This window comes from Cerasibacillus sp. JNUCC 74 (assembly GCF_053667775.1).
In genome coordinates this window covers 3,974,376-3,994,648 of the sequence record NZ_CM132207.1, presented here as the reverse complement: position 1 = coordinate 3,994,648, position 20,273 = coordinate 3,974,376, and the positions used below count along the sequence as shown (strand labels likewise).

Sequence of the window (20,273 nt, the reverse complement as noted above, 5' to 3'; positions counted from 1 at the left end):
TGTATATAATAAAAATATCTTTCCTATTTTATCATATTTTTCACCAAAGATTGAATCTTTTTACACAATTTTCTGTGCTTCGTGTTATTTTTGGATAGATTTTTAACTCCCTCTATATACTAACGTTTTCTCTAGTTTTATTCGCTTTTCTTAGAATTTCATAATTTATTTTGAGTTATTCATAACATTATACTGGATATCCAACTGACTTAGAGAGATTTTAATGGAAAAGGGTGCACTTAATAAGCCATCCTTTTTCTTTTTCAAAAAAATGGAAATGATTGATACTATATTCGCACCTTTTATTCCCACAATACTCATGGCGACAAAACCTCCCACATCTCACAGCGTCACCTGCGCATACATTCCTTCGTTCGGTCTATCCATGAAGTGGGGCCGGCGATGCTTTCTTACAGGGTCATGCCCGATTGTATAAAAATTTGCCGGCTGCTCCGTGCTTCCATTGTTATGGATAATTCCTCTAAAAATAAACGTTTTACATTCTCATTAATACATGGGAAACGTTATGTCTCTAGACTACATCCTGTATTCGAAAATGCGGAATGTCACGTAACATCTTTTCTGGACTAAATGCTATTTGCTTCGTGCCTACTGCAAACAAAATTCGAATCAACTTACAACATAGTGCGATCAAGGATTGCTTTTTCTTTAACGGATTTTCTTTTCTTGTTGTAAAATATTCATGTAACGCTTTAAATGCAGGGTTATGATGGACTAAAGGCAAAATGACTTTAAACAATAGGGCTCTTAATTTAGGACGCCCCCTCTTGGTAATAACTGTTTTGCCTTTCCATTTACCCGACGTAGCTAACTTTAAGTTTAGCCCTGCTAACTTAATGAGCTGTTCTGGATGCGTATACTTATTTAGTTCACCAGTTTGTGCTAAGAATGAAGCGATTGTGATTTCACCTATTCCATTTATATCCGTCATCTCTTTAACCCCAGCAATTGGTGTAATAAGTTCTTTTACCATTTCCAACACTTGATTTATCTTTTCATGAAGGAGGGCGTATTGATCCATTAATGTCTCGATTTTCACCCTTGCCATGTTTCTTGCTTCTTTGATGCCTACGGATTGACTTGATACCTCTTTTAGATGTCGAACCTTTTTTAACCCAATTCCTCTTTTAACTTCTTTACGGATTTCTATCAAAATTTGATGTTCATCCATCTCTGCAATTTCTTCAGGGAATAACCCCATCTTTAATATTTGAATAGATGCTTTCCCTTCCCAATTCGCAAAGACCTTCAGATACTCCGGATAATACCTATCTATCCATTGATGAACACGGCCTTGGACAGCTTGAAGATCTTTCATTAACTGCTCGTACATATTCATGCCTTCTCGAAGATCGGCATAGATTCCTGCTGGTAAGTGCGGTTCAGAATAACGACCATCTTGAATTAAACGTGAAATCACTCTGGCATCTTTTACATCGTTCTTCGTTGGGGAATTATCATCTAGCTCCTTTGTTTTTTTTACATGCGCTGGATTTACCACTACGACTTTAAGCTCTTTTTCCATTAGCCAATAAGCTAAAGGAAGCCAATAGTGACCTGTTGGTTCCATACCGATTATCCAATCACTTTTATTCTTTTGTGTAGCTAACTCTTTTAACCAACACTCCAATCTTTCAAACCCCTCAAAACTATTTTCAAAATACAAAGCTTTTCCGTATTGTATTCCTCGGTAGTCTTGAGCGCGGGCAACGTGCTTCTCTTTGGCAATATCAACCCCAACAATTAAAATTTGCTCGGTAAGTTGTAAAATCTTTTCATTTTGTTTATAATGCATAATAGTCCTCCTTGGTTCTAATTTAAGGGTCCTTTTTACACCATACTACAGTGATCAGGACACCTCGTATCATACCAAGGGGGCTTTTTTTATTCAATCCTCATTTTGCTTTATTACAGGAATGCTTTCTATAGTATAAAAAAGGTTGCATCTATTTATGGAGGCAACTGTAAAAAAATCCTTGTTTTTTGATTATGACAAACAAATAAGCGGGAAGCAAATAAACTGCATACATGTACAATTCTACACAGTTGAATAGCCATACAATAGGTTGCTATGTACATTCGCAGCTAGTTTCTCGGTAGCTGACTCTACTGCTTCATGTATTCTTTAACATATAGCAGAGGAAAGCAAATCCTTAATAAAATGAACCTTCATTCAGTAGGAGTTTTCTTCCAACTCCTACTGAATGTTAGTTGAACCAATCGGGCATTTAGGTGCCGGTTTCTCCCACTTAGACCTTTTGTATCAACTTAAGGCTCTTGAAGTGGGAGTCTTACGGCACCTTACATGTGGGACAAAATCAGTTCCACTTGTTAAACACCTACTCGCTTGCAATTATTAAATAAAGGGCAGTTCCTGCACAGTGGTTTTACTTTGCAATATACCTTTGCATGCTCCACAATGAGAGCATGGAATTCTTGATATGCTTGGAGATTAGTAGGGAAATTTGATTCAACCTCGAGACGAAAAGATTGGTCACTCGTTGGCATATCCAAACCAAATCGTTTAAAAATTCGCTTCGCATACGCATCTGCAACAAAGACAGGACGATTAAACGCATAAAGCAGCATGACGTTGGCTGTCTCCTCCCCAATTCCGTAAATGCCCAACAACTCTGCTCTTAGGTGTTCTGTTTCCTTATATTGTAATTTTTGATGATGATAATCATAGTTTTTATACCAATGAAGAAAGGCTTTCAGACGCTTAGCCTTCTGATTATAAAATCCACTTGACCGAATTGCAATTGCTACTTTCTCTGTCGGCATCGAAGCTAGCTTCTCCGGGGTCAAAACAGGGGAGAGATTTTGAATTGCTTTAACGACATTATTCCAGTTTGTACGTTGGACAAGAATAGCGCCTACCATTATCTCAAATATGCTTTCTGCTGGCCACCAACCTTGTGGACCATAATAATATAGCAACTTCTTATATATAACTTCATAAGTTTGCATACTCTATCAAGCTCCTTTTGCATACACACTTTTAGCATTTTTACATTCGCTTAACATGTTACAATCATATCTATCTCCTCATCTATTGTATCAACTCATTTTGTTACATGGCAAACGCACTCCCCTCGTCCCATCACGTTTCCCTAAATAAAAAACTCCCTCGTTTTCTTCAAGCCAACTATTAAATTTACTAGCAAAATGTGAGAGAATTTCTTAATAATTTACAAAACCTTTACATTCACATCATACTTATTTAATATTTGCCTACTATACTAGCTAGTGAGAGGCATAAACCTCAATTTTATATCTACTCAAAATAGGGGAGGCAATTTTAATGAAGTTCAAGAAGTATCTTATGTTCCTTCTTATCGCTGCACTTGCAGTAGTAGTTGCAGCTTGTGGCTCAGATTCAAAAGAAGGGGACAACAAAGAGAAAGAAAACGAAACATCTGAAAATACTGGCGCAGAAGGCGGTTCGGAAAAAGTAGAAGGTAGCGTCGTTATCGACGGATCTGGTACGGTTTATCCTCTAATGGCTAAATTAGCTGAAGAGTATATGACAGAAAAACCTGATGTCTCTGTAGAAGTTAGCCGAGCTGGAACTAGTGCAGGATTTAAAAAATTCTTAGCAGAAGATGGAACTGATTTTAATGATGCTTCTCGTGTGATTAAAGATGAAGAGAAAGCAAAAGCTGAAGAGCTTGGAATGGAAATAAAAGAATTAAAAGTTGCTTTAGATGGACTTACAATTGTAACTCACCCGGACAATGATTGGGCTACTGAATTAACTCAAGACCAAGTAAAAGATATTTTCCTTGGTAAATCAACAAAATGGTCTGATGTAAATCCAGAATGGCCAGATGAAAAAATTCAAACTTATGGTCCAAACGAAAACCATGGGACATACGAATTTTTCTATGAAAATATTTTAGAAGAACAAGATCTAGTAAGTGGAATTAACCTACAACAAGATTATTCAACACTTGTAACTCTTGTTGCTGAAGATAAAAACGCAATTGGCTTCTTTGGTTTTGGTTACTATGACAATAACAAAGATAAAGTGAAAGCTGTAAAAATTGACTTTGGTAAAGGTCCAGTTGAACCATCTCTTGACACCATTGCTGAAGATGGCGACTACGCTGGCTACACTCGTCCAGTATTCACTTACTTAAATGTAGATCATGCAAAAGAGAAGCCTCAAGTACTTGATTATGCACTATTTATTATGAATAACGTGAATAAATTCGCTGGTGAAACTGGCTTTGCACCAATTCCAGAAGAAGAAGCAAAAACCCTAATAAGCGATTTGGAAGCTCTAAAAAAATAATATAGTGACCTCAACCATTAGTAGGAAAATCTACTAATGGTTTCACTCTTATTTTCTAGAAAAAGTGCTTCTTTCAAATAGAGGAAGGCAGCTGCATACATGATCTAACTCTTCTTAGTTAAGTACAAGTTTAATAAACTACCATTTTGTACATCCTCTATTCATTGTTAACATTTACCATATAACTTAAGAAGATGAGGGCTGATACGCTCTCATCTTCTTGTGAGTTTTTTCGTTCAAGAAAGGAGGCCCCTTGATGGCACTGAACAGCAAGATAGACAATCACGATAAAGTTAGTATTAAACACATGATTGCAGAGAAAAAAAACGGTCCAAATATAAATAGAGCAATGGAAAAGATAATGCCAGTGCTCCTTTTCTTGATTGCTGCTGTTTCTATTTTAACAACAATTGGTATTGTATATACGTTATTAACGGATACGGTAGAATTCTTTAAGCGCGTTCCCATCTTAGAATTCTTTACTGGAACCGTGCTAAAACCATTAAGTCAAAATCCTGAATTCGGTGTACTTCCACTTATTAACGGTACTATTATTTCTTCGGTTATCGCTATGCTCGTTGCCGGTCCGATTGGAATTATGACAGCAATTTTCTTAAGTGAATATGCATCTGATCGGGTAAGAAGAATGCTAAAGCCAATGCTCGAAGTACTTGCGGGAATCCCTACAATTGTTTATGGTTTCTTTGCATTTACATTTGTAACACCACTTATTCGTGAGTTTTTCCCAAATGTGGAAGCAACGAATATTTTAAGTCCTGGATTAGTAATGGGGGTTATGATTATTCCAATGATTGCATCCCTTTCTGAAGATGCAATGACTTCCGTTCCCAATGCGATGCGTGAAGGTGCACTTGCATTAGGAGCTACGAAACTAGAGGTTACTTTTCGAGTTGTAATTCCAGCAGCGCTATCTGGAATTATTTCATCCTTTGTACTTGGTATTTCTCGTGCGATTGGTGAAACAATGATTGTAACGATCGCAAGTGGAAGCTCTAAGAACTTTACATTTGATATTACACAATCCATGCAAACAATGACGGCTTACATTGTTGAAGTATCCGGCGGGGAAGCACCTGCAGGCTCAACCATTTACTATAGTTTATATGCGGTGGCTATGACATTGTTTGTGTTTACGTTAATTATGAATCTATTGGCAAGATATGTCTCTCGTAAGTTTAGGGAGGAATATTAATTATGAAACATGTAAATAGAGAGCAAGTTCAACAAAAAATGAACAGACGAATTTTAAAAAATAATATCTTAAAAACGATCTTCTTTCTATCTACCCTTTTTGGCTTAGTCGTACTTGCCATTTTAATTATCCGTGTCATCATGCAAGGTGCCAGCTGGATTAATATGGATTTCTTAACCAATCGTTTATCTACTTCTCCTGAACAAGCAGGAATTATGGGAGCTATCTTAGGGACATTCTGGCTCATGGTCGTTGTTATTCCCGTAACTCTAATTTTAGGAGTTGGTACAGCTATTTATTTAGAGTTGTACGCCAAAAAAGGAAGATTCCATTCATTTGTACAAACGAACATCGCCAATTTAGCCGGTGTCCCTTCCATTGTTTATGGGATTCTTGGGATGACATTATTTGTTCGTGCGCTTGAATTTAGCAATGTTGTATTGGCTGGTGGTCTAACCATGTCTTTACTTGTACTGCCAATTATCATCGTAGCGTCACAAGAAGCTATTCGTGCAGTACCACAACATCTTAGTGAAGCTTCCTATGGAATGGGAGCAACAAAATGGCAAACCGTAAAAAACATCGTTTTACCGGCAGCACTTCCTGGTATTTTAACAGGAGCGATCCTTTCTTTGTCCAGAGCGATTGGGGAAACAGCACCACTGGTTGTGCTTGGAATTCCAGCATTGCTTATTCCTTTTCCAACTGGACTATTTGACAAATTCACCGTGCTCCCAATGCAAGTCTACTATTGGACAATTGACTCTTCCTTAGTTGCAGAATATGCCAACTTAGCTGCCGCAACAATCATTGTCCTGCTTGTATTACTATTCATTTTGAACGCAACGGCAATTTTTATTCGCAATAAGTTCCAAAAGCGATATTAAGAGGAGTGAAGCAAATGGCCACATTAACAAAACCAAAGGTTACAACGAATGCACAGGTTACGATTACAGAAACTGCTGCAACAATAAAAGCAAAATCAGATAAAAGAATCGTTTTTGATTCAAAAGACTTAAATTTATGGTATGGCGATACGCATGCGTTAAAAGATATTAACCTATCGATTTGTGAAAAAGAAGTTACAGCTATTATCGGGCCATCCGGTTGTGGTAAATCAACTTATTTAAAAACACTAAATCGTATGGTTGAGCTCGTACCCGGTGTTAAAACTACTGGAGAAATCATGTATAATGACAAAAGTATTTTAGATAAATCATTTAAAGTAGAAGATTTACGCACGCGCGTTGGTATGGTGTTCCAAAAACCAAATCCATTTCCAAAATCCATCTATGAAAATATCGCCTATGGCCCAAAAATCCATGGCATTCGCAACAAAAAGATTCTCGATGAGATCGTGGAAAAAAGTTTACGTGGTGCTTCGATTTGGGATGAAGTAAAAGACCGATTGAAAGAAAATGCTTACGGCCTTTCCGGTGGACAACAGCAACGAATTTGTATTGCCCGCTGCTTAGCGATCGAGCCAGATGTTATTTTAATGGATGAGCCTACCTCCGCCCTCGATCCGAAGTCTACCTTACGTATTGAAGAGCTTATTCAAGAATTGAAAAAGGATTATTCAATTATTATCGTTACGCATAATATGCAGCAAGCGGCACGTATTTCTGATCGTACTGCGTTTTTCCTAAATGGAGAAGTCATAGAATTTGACAAAACAGATACTATCTTTACCAACCCGGCAGATAGCCGTACAGAAGATTATATTTCCGGCCGCTTTGGATAAAGTGAAACTTCATTCAGTAGGAGTTTTCTTCCATCTCCTACTGAATGTTAGCTTGAACGAATCGGGCATTTAGGTGCCGTTTTCTCCCACTTAGACCCTTTTGTATCCACTCAAGGCTCTTGAAGTGGGAGTCTTACGGCACCTTAGATGCGGGATAAAAATGATTCATTGTTTACGATGTAATGAAGTTTAAAGGTATTTTGTAAAATTGCTCCCCTATATATAAACTAGGCTATCACTAAGCTTTATGCGGGTGATTGCCTAATTGCGTTTATCTATCATTTTCGGTTATTTCTGTGTCCACATTTAAATGATATCGGACGCAAGTTTGTAGACGAGCAAAAAATCCTGACCGTTAACGAACAGGATTTTTTATTCGTCTATAAAGTTTAAAACTATACGCGCACAAGAAGAAAGCTAGATCAAACTGTAATATGAACAGCAAATTCTTTATGCATTTGCTATGGTTAGACTACTCCGGCTCTCAGCTAGCTGTTCTTACTTTGTTGACTTTATTTATCTTGTTCTTCGTCCGTAGCAGCATTCTTTTCCGACTTTACAGCGTTCTGCTTTGCGGGTGAGACCGCTCTTCTAGCTCTAATCGTAGTATCCTCACTCTTATGTATTCTAAATGAATGCTTTTCTGTCATGGGTTCAATTCTTCCTAAGAAATTTGAAATTGCTCCGTATGTTGAGCTAAAGCAGCAGATATATCCGTTAGCTGTTTTCCAATCTGCTGATTCGCCCTTAATTGTACTACCTGTTCATCACTGGTCGTAAGCATTTGTTCAGCACTTGCTAAATTCTCTTGAGAAACAGATTCATACCCTGCCGCTCGCTCCTCTAGTCCGGGTAACATCGCTTCAACTGCCTGCAACTGATGTTGCATCCCCTGCAAATGGCTAGTAACTTGCGTTATTTCCTGCAATAATTCGTCAAATGATGTTTTCGCAACTTCTGACATGGTTAACGTTTTTTTTGTTTTCGCTAGCATTTGTTCAAATTCATCAACAGCAGATACCGTATTTGCATCCATTTGCGCAATTGAACCCGTAATTTCAACTGCTGCTTCGGAGGACTTTTCTGCCAGTTTACGTACTTCTTGAGCAACAACCGTAAATCCTCTCCCAGCTTCACCGGCTCGGGCTGCCTCAATTCCTGCATTTAAGGCTAACAACTTTGTCTGCTCCGCAATGCCTTGAATCATATCAACAAGTTTCGTAATCACTCTGGAATTTTCTCGTACCTGGTAAACTGTATTTGTTAGATGCGTAAAATCAGACTCAAATGATGTAATAGTATTCATAAGTTTTTCCATTTGCTGTTCGCCCACTTTCGCAGAATGATTCATCACCTCTGAACTTCGATAAGAGCGATCCATATGCTCCATCGTCTGTTCGAGATTTTCCTTTACTTCACGAAATTGATTCACACTTTCTTCAGAACTTGCTGCTGTTTCTTCTGCACCATTTTTAACGATAAGAATTGCTTCTTTCAGCTGCTCACCAGAATCAAGACTAGCTGTTGCTGATGCTTGCAAGTCTGCTCCCGTTTCCTTTAACTGAACCGTTGTCTCCTTAATGTCTCGAAGCATGGTTCGCATATACGTAATCATCGTTTCATAGCTCTTATGTAGCGAAATAAGATCTGGCAATGTCGTCTGTAAGGGTACAGGTGCTTTAATTTGACCATCTCTAACTTCTCTCATCGTTTCCCGTAAGGCAGTTAATGGATTGGTTAAGCTTCGTACAAACAAAGCAACTATTATACCGGTTATAATAACACCTATAATAATAATCGTGCTCATATCAACTGCCATTTCTTGAACTGGCCCCATGTAGGAGGAAGTTGGTACGACTAATACATAAATTCCGTTTATTTCATCCATTTTCTGAAATGCAAACGTGTAAGATTCACCGTCTATCTTCTTACGTATTAACCCGTTCTCCTTGTCCCCTATTTCATTAAGAATGGATTTGGAAACACTTGGAAGGTTACCCTCACTTTCTTTAAATGGGATCGCTTTACCAGCTTCTATGTAAAAATATTCGGAACGGATTCCTTCATCAGCTAACTTATTTTTTTGTGTACGCACATTTGCTTCTAGTTGTTGTTTAAAGTAATCTTCATCACTTACGTATAAAAAATTTAAATTATCTGCTATGTATCCCATCAATTCCGTTTCCCGTTCTAAACGATTCTCTATCGTCGTTGTCGTCATCTGCTTAGCCTGCGTATAGGAACTAATACCAACGGCAATAACGGAAACAAGTAATAATCCGATAAATAAAATGAGTAACCGGCTTTGCAAGCTGAACTTTGCCTGGATATTTTTCGTAAACGAAACCATGTTGTTTCTCCATGGTTGTCTTTTTTTATTCAAACGAAATACCCCCTACTTTTTACCTACTTTACCTTAGTATATCAATTGAATATTAAGTAAATGTAAAATAAATGTAAATGTTGATAAATTTGTAGAGGGAATATCTAGATTTTTTCCTTCGTCGGATGTCTCCAATGCTACTTTTCAAAAAAAGTTATCCATCATGTACAAACAGATATCGTTTCTTAGACAATTAAAAAGGAGCTCTAGACATAACTAGAACTCCCAATAAATTCTTTAAAATTAACGAAGTAATTGAAGTACACCTTGTGGCGTTTGATTAGCTTGCGCAAGCATAGATTGAGCTGCTTGAGTAAGAATGTTGTTCTTTGTGAATGCCATCATTTCTTTAGCCATATCTACGTCACGGATACGAGATTCAGCAGCAGTTAAGTTCTCTGCAGAAGCTCCTAGGTTGTTAATTGTGTGCTCTAAGCGGTTTTGGATTGCACCAAGCTTAGCACGCTGTGTAGATACAACATTTGTTGCATCTTGAATCGTTTTAATAGCTGCATCTGCATCTTCTTGAGTTGCAATGGAGATAGTTCCGCCAAACTTCCCACCATCTGCAAGATCCGTTCCGTCAGTAGCTTTAAGAGCTGCCGCATCTGCATCAACGCCTGCTTTTAATTCTAAAGCATCGCCTGTTGCATTTAGTTGTACATCAGATTGTTTATAGAATTTACCAGCTACTTCCAATCCGATTACTTGGTCGTTTTCATCTTTTAGTACATCTGCTGTTGCAGCAGCATCAACACCAGTAAATCCTAGTGCTTCTAATCCAGCTTTATCTAGATTATCAGCTGTCGCTGTTTTTTCAGTATTTAGTCCAATTGACTTCGTATCCATTGCATCGATAGAAACAGTGATGCTTTGACCTTTATTTGCACCAATATGGAATACTTTATCTTTAAATGATCCATCAAGTAATTTTTGCGTGTTAAATTCAGTTCTGCTATTTGCAATTTCATCGATTTCTTCCATTAATGCGTTGATTTCTTCTTGCATTGCTTCACGGTCAACGTCATCCATGTTTGTATCGTTTGCTGATTGTACTGCTAACTCATTCATACGTTGTAAAATCGCATGTGTTTCTGTTAGAGCTCCTTCAGCAGTTTGAACTAAAGAAATACCGTCTTGTGCATTTTTTTGAGCCATTTCTAGACCACGAATTTGACCACGCATTTTTTCAGAAATAGCTAGGCCAGCTGCATCGTCTCCAGCTTTGTTGATGCGAAGACCTGAAGAAAGTTTTTCTAAAGAGCTTTGTACAGCAGTGTTGTTTGCTGCTAGTTGACGGTGCGTATTTAGCGCCGCAATGTTGTGATTAATAATCATGTTTTTCCTACCTCCATGTGATTGTTTTTTACTAGCAAGCCCTATCCTTGTGAATTGCTAGTTTTATTTATAATAATCTCCTATTAAGGAGTTATTACCAATATTAATGCTAATCAGTTATGGGAATAGCACTCGCAGTTGATAAACTTTTTTTAATCGGTTCAAATAGTTAGCTATTCTCCTTTCGCTGACTCAATCTTTATATCGGTAGATTCATAGAATGTTTAAGGTTTTTTATAAAAAATTTTTAACTTATACTTTTTTGTTACTTTAACTATAAAGAAAACTCGAAAGGCATTTAGTACAGACCACTCTCTAATTCCCTTTCGAATCTACTTTTTAACGTATAAAAACCTAAGTTACTTAAGTCTAGACATTGATAAAGGGGCTGGGACATAACGAAAACAGCTGGGTAAAAAACGAACAAAAAATCGCCCTTGTACTATAGGAAAGTATAAAATTTTAGGGTTTATAGTATAAGAAAAACTACGGCTTTCGCTAAGGACTTGGCGATAAGCCAAGCTTTTCTAATGTATACGCAAGTTTTTAGCGTAGTCAACATATGTAGGCTCCTCTCGGGAATAGCTCGAGCTGAAGATCCCGCAGGAAAGCGATCTTTGCTTTCCGAGAAAGCTGAAGCCGTGCCCGCGGAAAGCGAAATATGTTGACGTAGCGAGGATGGGAATTTTTTACACTATATTAAGAAAGAATAAAATTTTTATGGTTTATCCCGCATGTAAGGTGCCGTAAGTTTCCCACTTCAAGTCCTGAGTTCGTGCAAAGGGTCAAAGTGAGAGAAAACGGCACCTAAATGCCCGATTGGTTCAAGGGCCTTTAGGTCATACCCTTGTGGTACTAACATTTCTTGGGAAAAGCATTCCAAGAAATGAAGTTTCACTTTATCGTATAAGAAAAACTACGGCTTTCGCTAAAGACTTGGTGACAAGCCAAGTTTTTCTAAACACAAACAAACCGAACAATTCTTTTATAATTGTTCGGTTTGTGCTATTTAGCTTATGCCCATCATGTTATTTTTTCCGATCACTTACATATTCATTTGGTATATCTTGCCCGTGTGAATTACTATTTTTATATGGACTTTTACGTCCATTTCGATGCTCTCCATGGTTCCTCGTTTCTTTGAATTGTCGCTGCTTATCTGTCATCACGTTACCTCCTTGCAAAAATGAAATAGCTAGCTATATTTTTTTATGTTTAGTATTCGTTTAATGGCTTAACTTATTCCAATAAACATACATTTGTTAGTAAAAACTCTTCCAAGAAAGTTTAGTTTTCTCTCATGGCGGAAAAAACAAAATAAAAGTAAGCTGTCAATGAAGCCTGTTTTTTTGTTGCTGCTATGTGGTAGGTGCATTATTCCTTTTCTTCATGTAATCTTGATTCAAGCAATGTTTCATTCTGCATATCGAAATAAATGGAACATTAAAGCGTTATATTGGTCTGCTCTCATCGCTTATACAATTTTACACGCTTACATACAATACAAAGTTTCAATTTTTTTCAAAACATAAAATTTATCGGTATAATAAAAGAAGATTATTTTCTGGAAGGGTTGTTCAACATGGACTTATCGTTGCAAATGCTTATTTTTCTTGTATCTGCCATGCTTATTGTCGGAGTAGTTGCCGCAAAATTTTCCTCAAGACTCGGATTACCTGCCCTTGTTTTATTCCTCTTAATCGGTATGGGCTTAAATGGATTCATCTACTTTGAAAATGTTCACTTGATGCAGCTAATTGGAATTATGGCATTAATTATTATCCTATTTGAAGGCGGCACTCAAACAAAATGGGAGCTTGTTCGTCCAATTCTTGGCGCGGCCGGATTACTCGCAACAATCGGTGTTTTACTTACGACCATCTTAACTGGAATTGCTGCAATGTACATATTAGATCTTACCTTATTAGAAGGTATGTTATTTGGAGCAATTGTAGGTTCAACTGATGCCGCTGCTGTATTTTCGGTTCTGGGCGGTAAAAATATAAAAGCAAAACTAAAATCAACATTGGAAGCAGAATCAGGCTCGAATGATCCGATGGCTGTCTTCCTCACTGTAGCTTTTATCGAGTTAATTCAAATTCCCGATGCTTCCATCTGGACAACAGTCGGCAGCTTTTTTCTACAAATGAGCTTAGGTCTAATTCTTGGAATAGTGCTTGGAAAAGTTACCGTTCTTTTCATTAATAATATTGATTTAGATACATCGGGACTATATCCCGCTCTTGCAGTTGGTATGGCAACAGCTACATATTTTATTGCTGACTTCCTCGGTGGTAGTGGCTTACTTGCTGTTTATGTGATGGCAGTGTTTGTCGGCAATAGCGATTTAATGTATCGCTTCTCGATTATGCGCTTTAACGAAGGATTTGCTTGGATGATGCAAATTCTTATGTTTATTTTACTTGGACTGTTTGTCTTTCCCAATCAATTGCCATCTGTTTTCTGGCAAGGCATATTATTAACACTTATCTTAATGTTTATCGCAAGACCTGTCGCTGTATTTATTACGATGTTATTTATGAAATATAGCCTAAAGGAAAAGCTGTTTATTTCTTGGGCAGGACTAAAAGGCGCTGTACCAATCGTCCTAGCAACTTACCCGATTGTTGCTGATGTTGAAAATAGTGATCTTATTTTTAATGCTGTCTTCTTCGTTGTGCTTATATCCGCACTTGTACAAGGAAGTACATTATCTTGGCTGGCCTCTAAGCTCGATTTAACCGGAGAAAAAAGGGAGCCTGGTCAGCCATCACTGGAGTTAATTCACTTAGGCAACACAGAAGCAGAAATTATGGAAGTACGCATCTCTTCTCAGTCGCCTGCTACTAACCAAACATTAAATGATATTGAATTTCCCGACGATACATTAGTTATTGGGATCATTCGCGACAAACAAATTATCACACCAACCGGTGATACAGCTCTTTTAGAGGACGATACTGTTTATGTGTTGAGTAATAAGAAAAATAGAGTAAAAGCGAAGAAAGTATTAGTCGGACAAAAAGAAAAAAAAGTGCCTACAAAAAAAGTTGACAAAGATGTATAGAATTTACTATAATTCAACTTTTATTTCCTAACAGGTAAGGTAAGGAGCTGTCCAATCAGTTGATGTATTGGGCAGCTCCTTTTGCATGCTTCGTTTTCAGGCTTTGTAGCTTTAAACGCGACTTTTCGATGTTCTGGTTCAACTTCGGAGCGGACTCTCCTATCATTTTTTTATCAAGCCTTTTCCCCTTTTTTCATGAAACCTCCTTGCCAATTTAAGTAGTTAGGCTAACTTTAGTTGATCTACATGTAACTCGCTAATCTATCCATTAATAAACAAGGTGACAGGTATGGATTTGCAGCTAAAATATGATGACTATCCAATTCGATTAAATTCGACAGCATATTTTGGTAGGGAAGGAAAAATAAAAGAATGGAGGAATGATCATGAAGCTATATTTAGACCCTGGTCATGGCGGATCTGACAACGGCGCATCTGGTAATGGACTATATGAAAAGAATATAACATTAGATATCGCTACAAGAATAAAAAATATCTTGACGAATGAGTATAGCAATGTTCAAGTAAGGATGAGCAGAACGACAGACACTACCGTTAGCCTCGCTCAGCGTACTAATGATGCAAATAGCTGGGGTGCAGATTATTTTCTTTCGATTCATTGTAATGCTTTTAATGGTTCTGCTAGGGGGTATGAGGACTATATTCATTCTTCGCTCTCCGATAGTTCTGAAACAGGGCGTTATCAAGACCTGCTTCACGCTGAGATTACGAAAGTAAATAATTTGCAGAATCGGGGACAGAAAAAAGCAAATTTTCACGTATTGCGAGAGTCGGCTATGGCAGCTCTGTTAACGGAAAACGGCTTTATTGATAATCCTAATGATGCTGCATTGATGCGCACTGCTTCATGGAGAGAAACAGTTGCTCGCGGCCACATTAATGGGTTGGAAAAAGCGTTCAATCTGAAAAAAAAGGCAGGCTCCGGAACCGTTTTTCGAATTGTCGCTGGTTCATTTAAAGCAAAAGATCATGCGGAGCAACGTGTTCAGATGCTAAAAACAAAAGGGATTGATTCCTTTGTTGCATTAATTACGATATCTGGAGAAAAGTGGTATCGAGTTCAGGCAGGTGCATTTACAGATAAAACGAATGCTGAAGCACATTTGGCCAAAGTAAAACGCGCAGGTGTGCCAGATGCCTATATAGTTAGAGAAAATCGTTAAAAAGGTAGCGTTGTTGAATGTAAGCGATACAAGCAAGTGTCCTTTTTATCAAAAAGGCGCTTGTTTTTACTTGTACATGAGGAAATATTCTAGCTTAGAAATAATTCTTTGTTACTTAAGTACAAGTAAGCAATTACTTCAGTTAGAGCAATGGCATAGACTATAACGAATCAAAAGTTGGCGGCAGATTAGACCAAAATAGTGCTGTTTTTAAAGGTACAAGAATATACATACAAAGGACTTCATTCGTGATCTATAATATTGATATTTTATAAAAAATTCGTACCATTATTAGTCCACCCATTCCTATTTAAAATTTACATGTAACCGTCTTTCTAGAAACACTTCGTAGGGATTTTTATTTATTATTGGAGGTTTTATGATGTATAAATATCTTATTAACGGATGGAGCCCCTTTATTCTTGCCGGTTTTTTCGCAGCAATTACAATCATTGTACTAGCACGTTATCTCCATCGAACCATTGTTTATCTGATTACTACAGTTGTTAGCCTGCTTAGCTTCACCCTATTTATTCTTAGTATCTTTGCTGATGGAAAGTGGGCGGAGATAGGGATTGGTTTATTTGCCATCGCCATCTTAATCGGAGTAAATATAGGTGTTCTATTTAGTGTATTTATTATACATAAGTAAAGGGAAGCTTCATTCTATAACGCTTTTCCTTTATCTCCTACTGATAGAAGTAAAACAAACACTAAATTATCTAACTGCTCCTTGAAAAAGAAAGACATTTTTTTGCGTGCACTCTATCGTTTTACTTGTTATCTCCGAAAATGAAAAACATTTTTTCTGCCGGAGCAGCATCGGAAGTTACATCAACACCGCACAGAACTACCAAGAAATCTTTCTTTTTCTTGTTCCAACGGATCAGGTTAGGTACTGTTATTTCCCTCTTAGACTTGACGTATTATCTTTACTCTTAACATAGAAGTACTTGATACGAGTAAAACTAAATATGGTTATTTCGCTAACATTTATACGTTCACCAATAAAAAATAAAATGACGGAAAGAGCCGAATTATCACTGGGTTTGGCTAACGAAGCTACTTTCAAACTAGTAAAAGTAGATATCGACAACAAAAGCACTACGTTATCTTACATAGTGCTTTGTGATTGCATAGATCCACTAATGATTGACACATGTCTTCATCATTTCTTCACCACTGTATCATCAAGGACATAGGTTCTCAATGCATAAGCGACTCCATGTTGATCATAATTTTTAGTTGTGTATGTCGTTTCTTGCTTTACTTCATCCTCGGCATTTCCCATACTAATGCTTATTCCAGCTACTCTGAACATAGATAGATCATTAAAATTATCCCCAATTGCAACTGTATTTTTCATTGGGATATTAAAATGTTTTGCCAGTAGTTCAAGTGCATATCCTTTACTTGCTCGATGATGAGCAATTTCAAGTTTTTCTCTCCCTGAAGAAGTGATGGATATATCCTTCCTTGAGTCAATCCAATTCTTTAATTGATCCCGCTTTTTGCTAAGCAGAGATAGTACAAATACTTTATACACTCCCTCATACGATGAACAGACCGTTTCATAGTCATCAACTATTTGTAAGCCATGTTGTCCACGCTGAATTGCAATCAGTTGATCAAGACTCACGGGGATATCTTTACTGACATTAGGTAACTCTTTTCGTAAAATTGTTTCCATGTGCTTTTCTAGTAATATACCATCATTTGTATACATCTCAAAGTATACTTCCAATTCTCGTAAAAATGATATTAATTCTTTCGCTACATCGGTTTTTAAATATAGCTGATGTAAATCTATTCCATGATGAAATGATCTTGCACCATTGCCGACAATTATGGGGCAATCAAGATTAGAGCGACGAAGAATTTCCTTCGTATCCTGCAAAGATCTTCCGGTAGCAATGGATACAACATGTCCTTTATCCTGTACCTCGCGAATAGAACGAACATTCTCCATACTTATCGTCCCATCATCTGCTAGTAATGTTCCATCTAAGTCAATCGCAATTAGATTCAATGCGTCCCCTCCTCATTTACTTAGCAATCGTATTAATGTTAGCCTCTTCACATTATCTACTCTATTATTGTATCAAAAGGTCTTCCTCAATGCTCGAGAAAGACCTTTTCATAATGTGCTTCGTATAAGGTGCAGCGTAAAGGTATTTATTTATACACAAATTGATCGTGATAGTGAATGAAAATAAAATTGGTTAATAACGTGAGCTATATCCCCATTATTTAATAACCGCATCCTCCACCTTACCTTCACTGCCAACCATTTTAATTTTGGATATTACCATTGATTTTGCTGCTTCCTTCGCTTTTTGTAAATAAGCTCGTGGATCCAGGCTATCAGGATTGTCTACAAAATGCTCCCGAATGGCAATAGAGTAGGCATTTTTTAGTTCTGTCGAAACATTAACCTTTGCCATACCTAGTGCTACACATTTACGTACATCATCTTCTGGTACAGCCGAACCTCCATGTAATACGAGCGGAATGTCTACGATTTTACTAATTTGTTCAATTCGTGCAAAGTCAATCTCAGGTTCACCTTTATATATCCCGTGTGCTGTACCTATTGCTGGGGCAAGCGTTGGTACACCAGTTAAGGAAACAAACTTCTTACACTCCTCTGGTACCGCTTTTTGGGCATCTTTTTCAGAAACGACAATATCTTCTTCTACCCCACCAACTTTGCCTAGTTCTGCTTCTACATTTACACCTAAAGATCCTGCCAGTTCCATCACTTGCTTCGTTTGCTGCACATTTTCCGCAAATGGTTGCCTGGAAGCATCGATCATGACAGATGTGTAGCCTGCACGAACAGCTTGCTTAATGACTTCATAATCAGTACAGTGATCCAAATGGAGACCTGTTGGGATGTTATAAAAATCTGCTGCTGCTGTAGCAACTTTCACGATATTTTCTGCCCCGAGTGCTTTCACAGTACCTACAGTTGTTTGTAAAATAACTGGTGATCTCATTTCCGCTGCTGCTTCCAATACCCAATAAATGCTGTCAAAAGAATGAATATTAAAAGCAACAATTCCATAATTTTCGCTTTTTGCCTGTTCTAGCATTGGTGTCGTTGATATAAGTGGCATATTAATCGTCCTCTCCTGAGATAGCTTGACTTACAATATGAGCAAGTTCGATTTCTGTTGTTGCTGTTAGCATCGCTTGTCTGATTTCTTCATTGATTAATGCTCGCGATAATGCAGATAGTGCTTGTAAATGTGTTGTCCCTGCCTCCAATTTCGGAATGAGCAAGGATAGAAAGAAAAATGCCGGCTTCCCATCAAATGACTCCCACTCTATTCCTGTTTCCGTACGTACAATAATAATTGCTGGCTTCTCCACTTCATCCACTTGGGTATGTGGAATAGCAAACCCTTCCTGAAAGCCGGTTGTGCTCTCTTCTTCTCGAGCCTTTAGCCCTTCTACAACAGCTTCAGCAGAATTGGCAATTCCATTGGCAACAGCGATATCAGCAATCGTTTGAAAGACTCCTTGCTGTGAAGATGCTGTTGCTTGAAGTTTAATAAATTCTGGCTGAATCATCTGTTTCATAACTTCATCACCCTTCGATTTTTTTCTTTTGAGCAGCGTTTTTCCGATATATTCCATAGAGAAATGCTCCTACTAACGATCCTACAAGTATAGATAGTACCCATTGAAATGCTCCTGTTACGACAGGTAGAACTAAAAATCCTCCATGTGGTGCTGGTACCTGTACTTTAAACAGATACGTCATTATTGCCGCAATGCTCGAACCAAGCATAATAATTGGTAAAACGACGATTGGGTTTTTAGCGGCAAATGGAATAGCACCTTCCGTAATATGGGTAGAGCCTAAAATAAAATTAACAGCTCCAGCATTTCGCTCCTCTTTAGAAAAATATTTTGGAAACATGACAGTTGCAAAAGCAATAATCAATGGTGGGGCAATACAAGCAGCTGAAACACCAGCCATAAAATATAAGTTACCTTCAGCTAGTAATAAAGTGCCTGTTACATAGGCCGCCTTGTTAAATGGACCACCCATATCAAATCCACACATAGCACCGACAATCAGACCGAGTAATAATGGATTCGTTGATTGAACAGACGCTAAGAAATCCATCAAACCTTCATTTAACCCTGTAACCGGAATGATAATTGGTTTCATAATCAAACCGATTAGAAAAATACCAAGTACTGGATACAAAAATATCGACTTTAATCCATCCAACGAGCGTGGTAAATTTTTAAATAGTTTTTGTAAGAAGATGATAATATAACCCGCAATAAATCCTGCTAATATACCTCCCAAAAACCCAGCTCCACCTTGGCTAGCTAATAAACCGCCAATAAAGCCAACTACCATACCCGGTCGTTTCGCAATCGATTCGGCAATAAATGCTGCCAAAATTGGCACCATCAGACTAAAACTCAAACCCCCAACCTCTTTCAAAAGAGCTGCGAATTCATTGTATTGCTCATGTTTCGGGTCAGCGGAGTAGATACCAAATAAAAATGATACAGCGATGAGTACCCCGCCACCGACAACAAATGGCAGCATATGAGATACACCATTCATTAAATGTTTGTAAATCGTATGGACCCACTTCCCATTCGTATGGTGAGTTGCACCTTCAACATTATTTGCGTCCTGTTCACCGGCTCCCTCATAATCGGAAGCATAGTACACTGGAGCTTGTTCATTTATTATTTGCTGAATAAGTGTTTCTGGTTCCCGAATTCCTTTTGCAACCGGAACATCTACAACCGGCTTGCCATGAAAACGGTCTGCTTGTACATCTTTATCAGCAGCAATGATGACACCATCCGCTTCTTTGATATCTTGTGGTGTCAATGCATTTTCAATACCGACTTGCCCATGTGTTTCTACTTTGATTTCCACATTTAATTTTTCAGCTGCTTTTTGTAAAGCTTCCGCAGCCATAAATGTGTGTGCAATACCAGTTGGACAGCCTGTAGCAGCAACAATTTTTTTCTTTGTCATGCTTTT

At 37.8% G+C, this 20,273-nt stretch carries 18 protein-coding genes; 7 read left to right on the top strand and 11 right to left on the bottom strand.

What is annotated here, in order from left to right; translation table 11 throughout:
* Positions 1 to 165 precede the first annotated feature (165 nt).
* The 3 genes from JNUCC74_RS17625 to JNUCC74_RS17615 form a co-directional block, all read right to left on the bottom strand.
* The gene (locus tag JNUCC74_RS17625; RefSeq protein ID WP_454066267.1) at positions 166 to 321 is read right to left on the bottom strand and encodes a hypothetical protein; all 156 of its coding nucleotides are present in this window, start codon (positions 319 to 321) and stop codon (positions 166 to 168) included.
* 211 nt (positions 322 to 532) lie between these two features.
* Positions 533 to 1,816, bottom strand: coding sequence for an IS110 family transposase (locus JNUCC74_RS17620; RefSeq protein WP_454066268.1), 1,284 nt, complete (start codon positions 1,814 to 1,816; stop codon positions 533 to 535).
* A gap of 536 nt (positions 1,817 to 2,352) precedes the next feature.
* On the bottom strand, positions 2,353 to 2,991 hold the full coding sequence (locus JNUCC74_RS17615; RefSeq protein WP_454066313.1) for an endonuclease: 639 nt from the start codon (positions 2,989 to 2,991) through the stop codon (positions 2,353 to 2,355).
* A 334-nt stretch (positions 2,992 to 3,325) separates the two neighbouring features.
* On the opposite strand from JNUCC74_RS17615, the gene JNUCC74_RS17610 reads away from it, so the two are divergent.
* The 4 genes from JNUCC74_RS17610 to pstB all read left to right on the top strand — a co-directional run bounded on the left by JNUCC74_RS17610 (position 3,326) and on the right by pstB (position 7,275).
* On the top strand, positions 3,326 to 4,318 hold the full coding sequence (locus JNUCC74_RS17610; RefSeq protein WP_077318647.1) for a PstS family phosphate ABC transporter substrate-binding protein: 993 nt from the start codon (positions 3,326 to 3,328) through the stop codon (positions 4,316 to 4,318).
* A 307-nt stretch (positions 4,319 to 4,625) separates the two neighbouring features.
* The gene (gene pstC / locus JNUCC74_RS17605) at positions 4,626 to 5,531 is read left to right on the top strand and encodes a phosphate ABC transporter permease subunit PstC (protein WP_425445273.1); all 906 of its coding nucleotides are present in this window, start codon (positions 4,626 to 4,628) and stop codon (positions 5,529 to 5,531) included.
* A gap of 2 nt (positions 5,532 to 5,533) precedes the next feature.
* Positions 5,534 to 6,418, top strand: a complete 885-nt coding sequence (gene pstA, locus JNUCC74_RS17600) for a phosphate ABC transporter permease PstA (RefSeq protein ID WP_454066312.1) — start codon at positions 5,534 to 5,536, stop codon at positions 6,416 to 6,418.
* A 14-nt stretch (positions 6,419 to 6,432) separates the two neighbouring features.
* A complete protein-coding gene (gene pstB / locus JNUCC74_RS17595) occupies positions 6,433 to 7,275 on the top strand; it encodes a phosphate ABC transporter ATP-binding protein PstB (protein WP_454066311.1) in 843 nt (280 codons plus the stop codon).
* Between the two features lie 512 nt (positions 7,276 to 7,787).
* Here the strand turns inward: pstB and JNUCC74_RS17590 are convergent.
* The 4 genes from JNUCC74_RS17590 to JNUCC74_RS17575 all read right to left on the bottom strand — a co-directional run bounded on the left by JNUCC74_RS17590 (position 7,788) and on the right by JNUCC74_RS17575 (position 12,162).
* Positions 7,788 to 7,925, bottom strand: coding sequence for a hypothetical protein (locus JNUCC74_RS17590; protein ID WP_454066310.1), 138 nt, complete (start codon positions 7,923 to 7,925; stop codon positions 7,788 to 7,790).
* 14 nt (positions 7,926 to 7,939) lie between these two features.
* The gene (locus JNUCC74_RS17585) at positions 7,940 to 9,658 is read right to left on the bottom strand and encodes a methyl-accepting chemotaxis protein (RefSeq protein WP_454066309.1); all 1,719 of its coding nucleotides are present in this window, start codon (positions 9,656 to 9,658) and stop codon (positions 7,940 to 7,942) included.
* A gap of 243 nt (positions 9,659 to 9,901) precedes the next feature.
* Positions 9,902 to 10,996, bottom strand: a complete 1,095-nt coding sequence (locus JNUCC74_RS17580; RefSeq protein WP_454066308.1) for a flagellin N-terminal helical domain-containing protein — start codon at positions 10,994 to 10,996, stop codon at positions 9,902 to 9,904.
* Between the two features lie 1,028 nt (positions 10,997 to 12,024).
* Positions 12,025 to 12,162, bottom strand: coding sequence for a hypothetical protein (locus tag JNUCC74_RS17575; protein WP_454066307.1), 138 nt, complete (start codon positions 12,160 to 12,162; stop codon positions 12,025 to 12,027).
* 416 nt (positions 12,163 to 12,578) lie between these two features.
* Between JNUCC74_RS17575 and JNUCC74_RS17570 the strand changes: the two genes are divergently transcribed.
* The 3 genes from JNUCC74_RS17570 to JNUCC74_RS17560 all read left to right on the top strand — a co-directional run bounded on the left by JNUCC74_RS17570 (position 12,579) and on the right by JNUCC74_RS17560 (position 15,899).
* Complete coding sequence (locus tag JNUCC74_RS17570) at positions 12,579 to 14,063, top strand: potassium/proton antiporter (RefSeq protein WP_077318652.1); 1,485 nt, start codon at positions 12,579 to 12,581, stop codon at positions 14,061 to 14,063.
* A 383-nt stretch (positions 14,064 to 14,446) separates the two neighbouring features.
* Positions 14,447 to 15,247: an N-acetylmuramoyl-L-alanine amidase gene (locus tag JNUCC74_RS17565; protein WP_179104329.1), complete on the top strand. Its 801-nt coding sequence runs from the start codon at positions 14,447 to 14,449 to the stop codon at positions 15,245 to 15,247.
* Between the two features lie 382 nt (positions 15,248 to 15,629).
* Positions 15,630 to 15,899, top strand: coding sequence for a hypothetical protein (locus JNUCC74_RS17560; RefSeq protein ID WP_077318654.1), 270 nt, complete (start codon positions 15,630 to 15,632; stop codon positions 15,897 to 15,899).
* 516 nt (positions 15,900 to 16,415) lie between these two features.
* On the opposite strand, the gene JNUCC74_RS17555 is transcribed toward JNUCC74_RS17560, so the two are convergent.
* The 4 genes from JNUCC74_RS17555 to JNUCC74_RS17540 all read right to left on the bottom strand — a co-directional run bounded on the left by JNUCC74_RS17555 (position 16,416) and on the right by JNUCC74_RS17540 (position 20,267).
* Positions 16,416 to 17,276, bottom strand: a complete 861-nt coding sequence (locus JNUCC74_RS17555) for a Cof-type HAD-IIB family hydrolase (protein ID WP_454066306.1) — start codon at positions 17,274 to 17,276, stop codon at positions 16,416 to 16,418.
* Positions 17,277 to 17,493: 217 nt separating this feature from the next.
* On the bottom strand, positions 17,494 to 18,366 hold the full coding sequence (locus tag JNUCC74_RS17550) for a class II fructose-bisphosphate aldolase (protein ID WP_077318656.1): 873 nt from the start codon (positions 18,364 to 18,366) through the stop codon (positions 17,494 to 17,496).
* Position 18,367: 1 nt separating this feature from the next.
* On the bottom strand, positions 18,368 to 18,832 hold the full coding sequence (locus JNUCC74_RS17545; RefSeq protein ID WP_454066305.1) for a PTS sugar transporter subunit IIA: 465 nt from the start codon (positions 18,830 to 18,832) through the stop codon (positions 18,368 to 18,370).
* 7 nt (positions 18,833 to 18,839) lie between these two features.
* Complete coding sequence (locus tag JNUCC74_RS17540) at positions 18,840 to 20,267, bottom strand: PTS fructose transporter subunit IIC (protein ID WP_454066304.1); 1,428 nt, start codon at positions 20,265 to 20,267, stop codon at positions 18,840 to 18,842.
* Positions 20,268 to 20,273 lie beyond the last annotated feature (6 nt).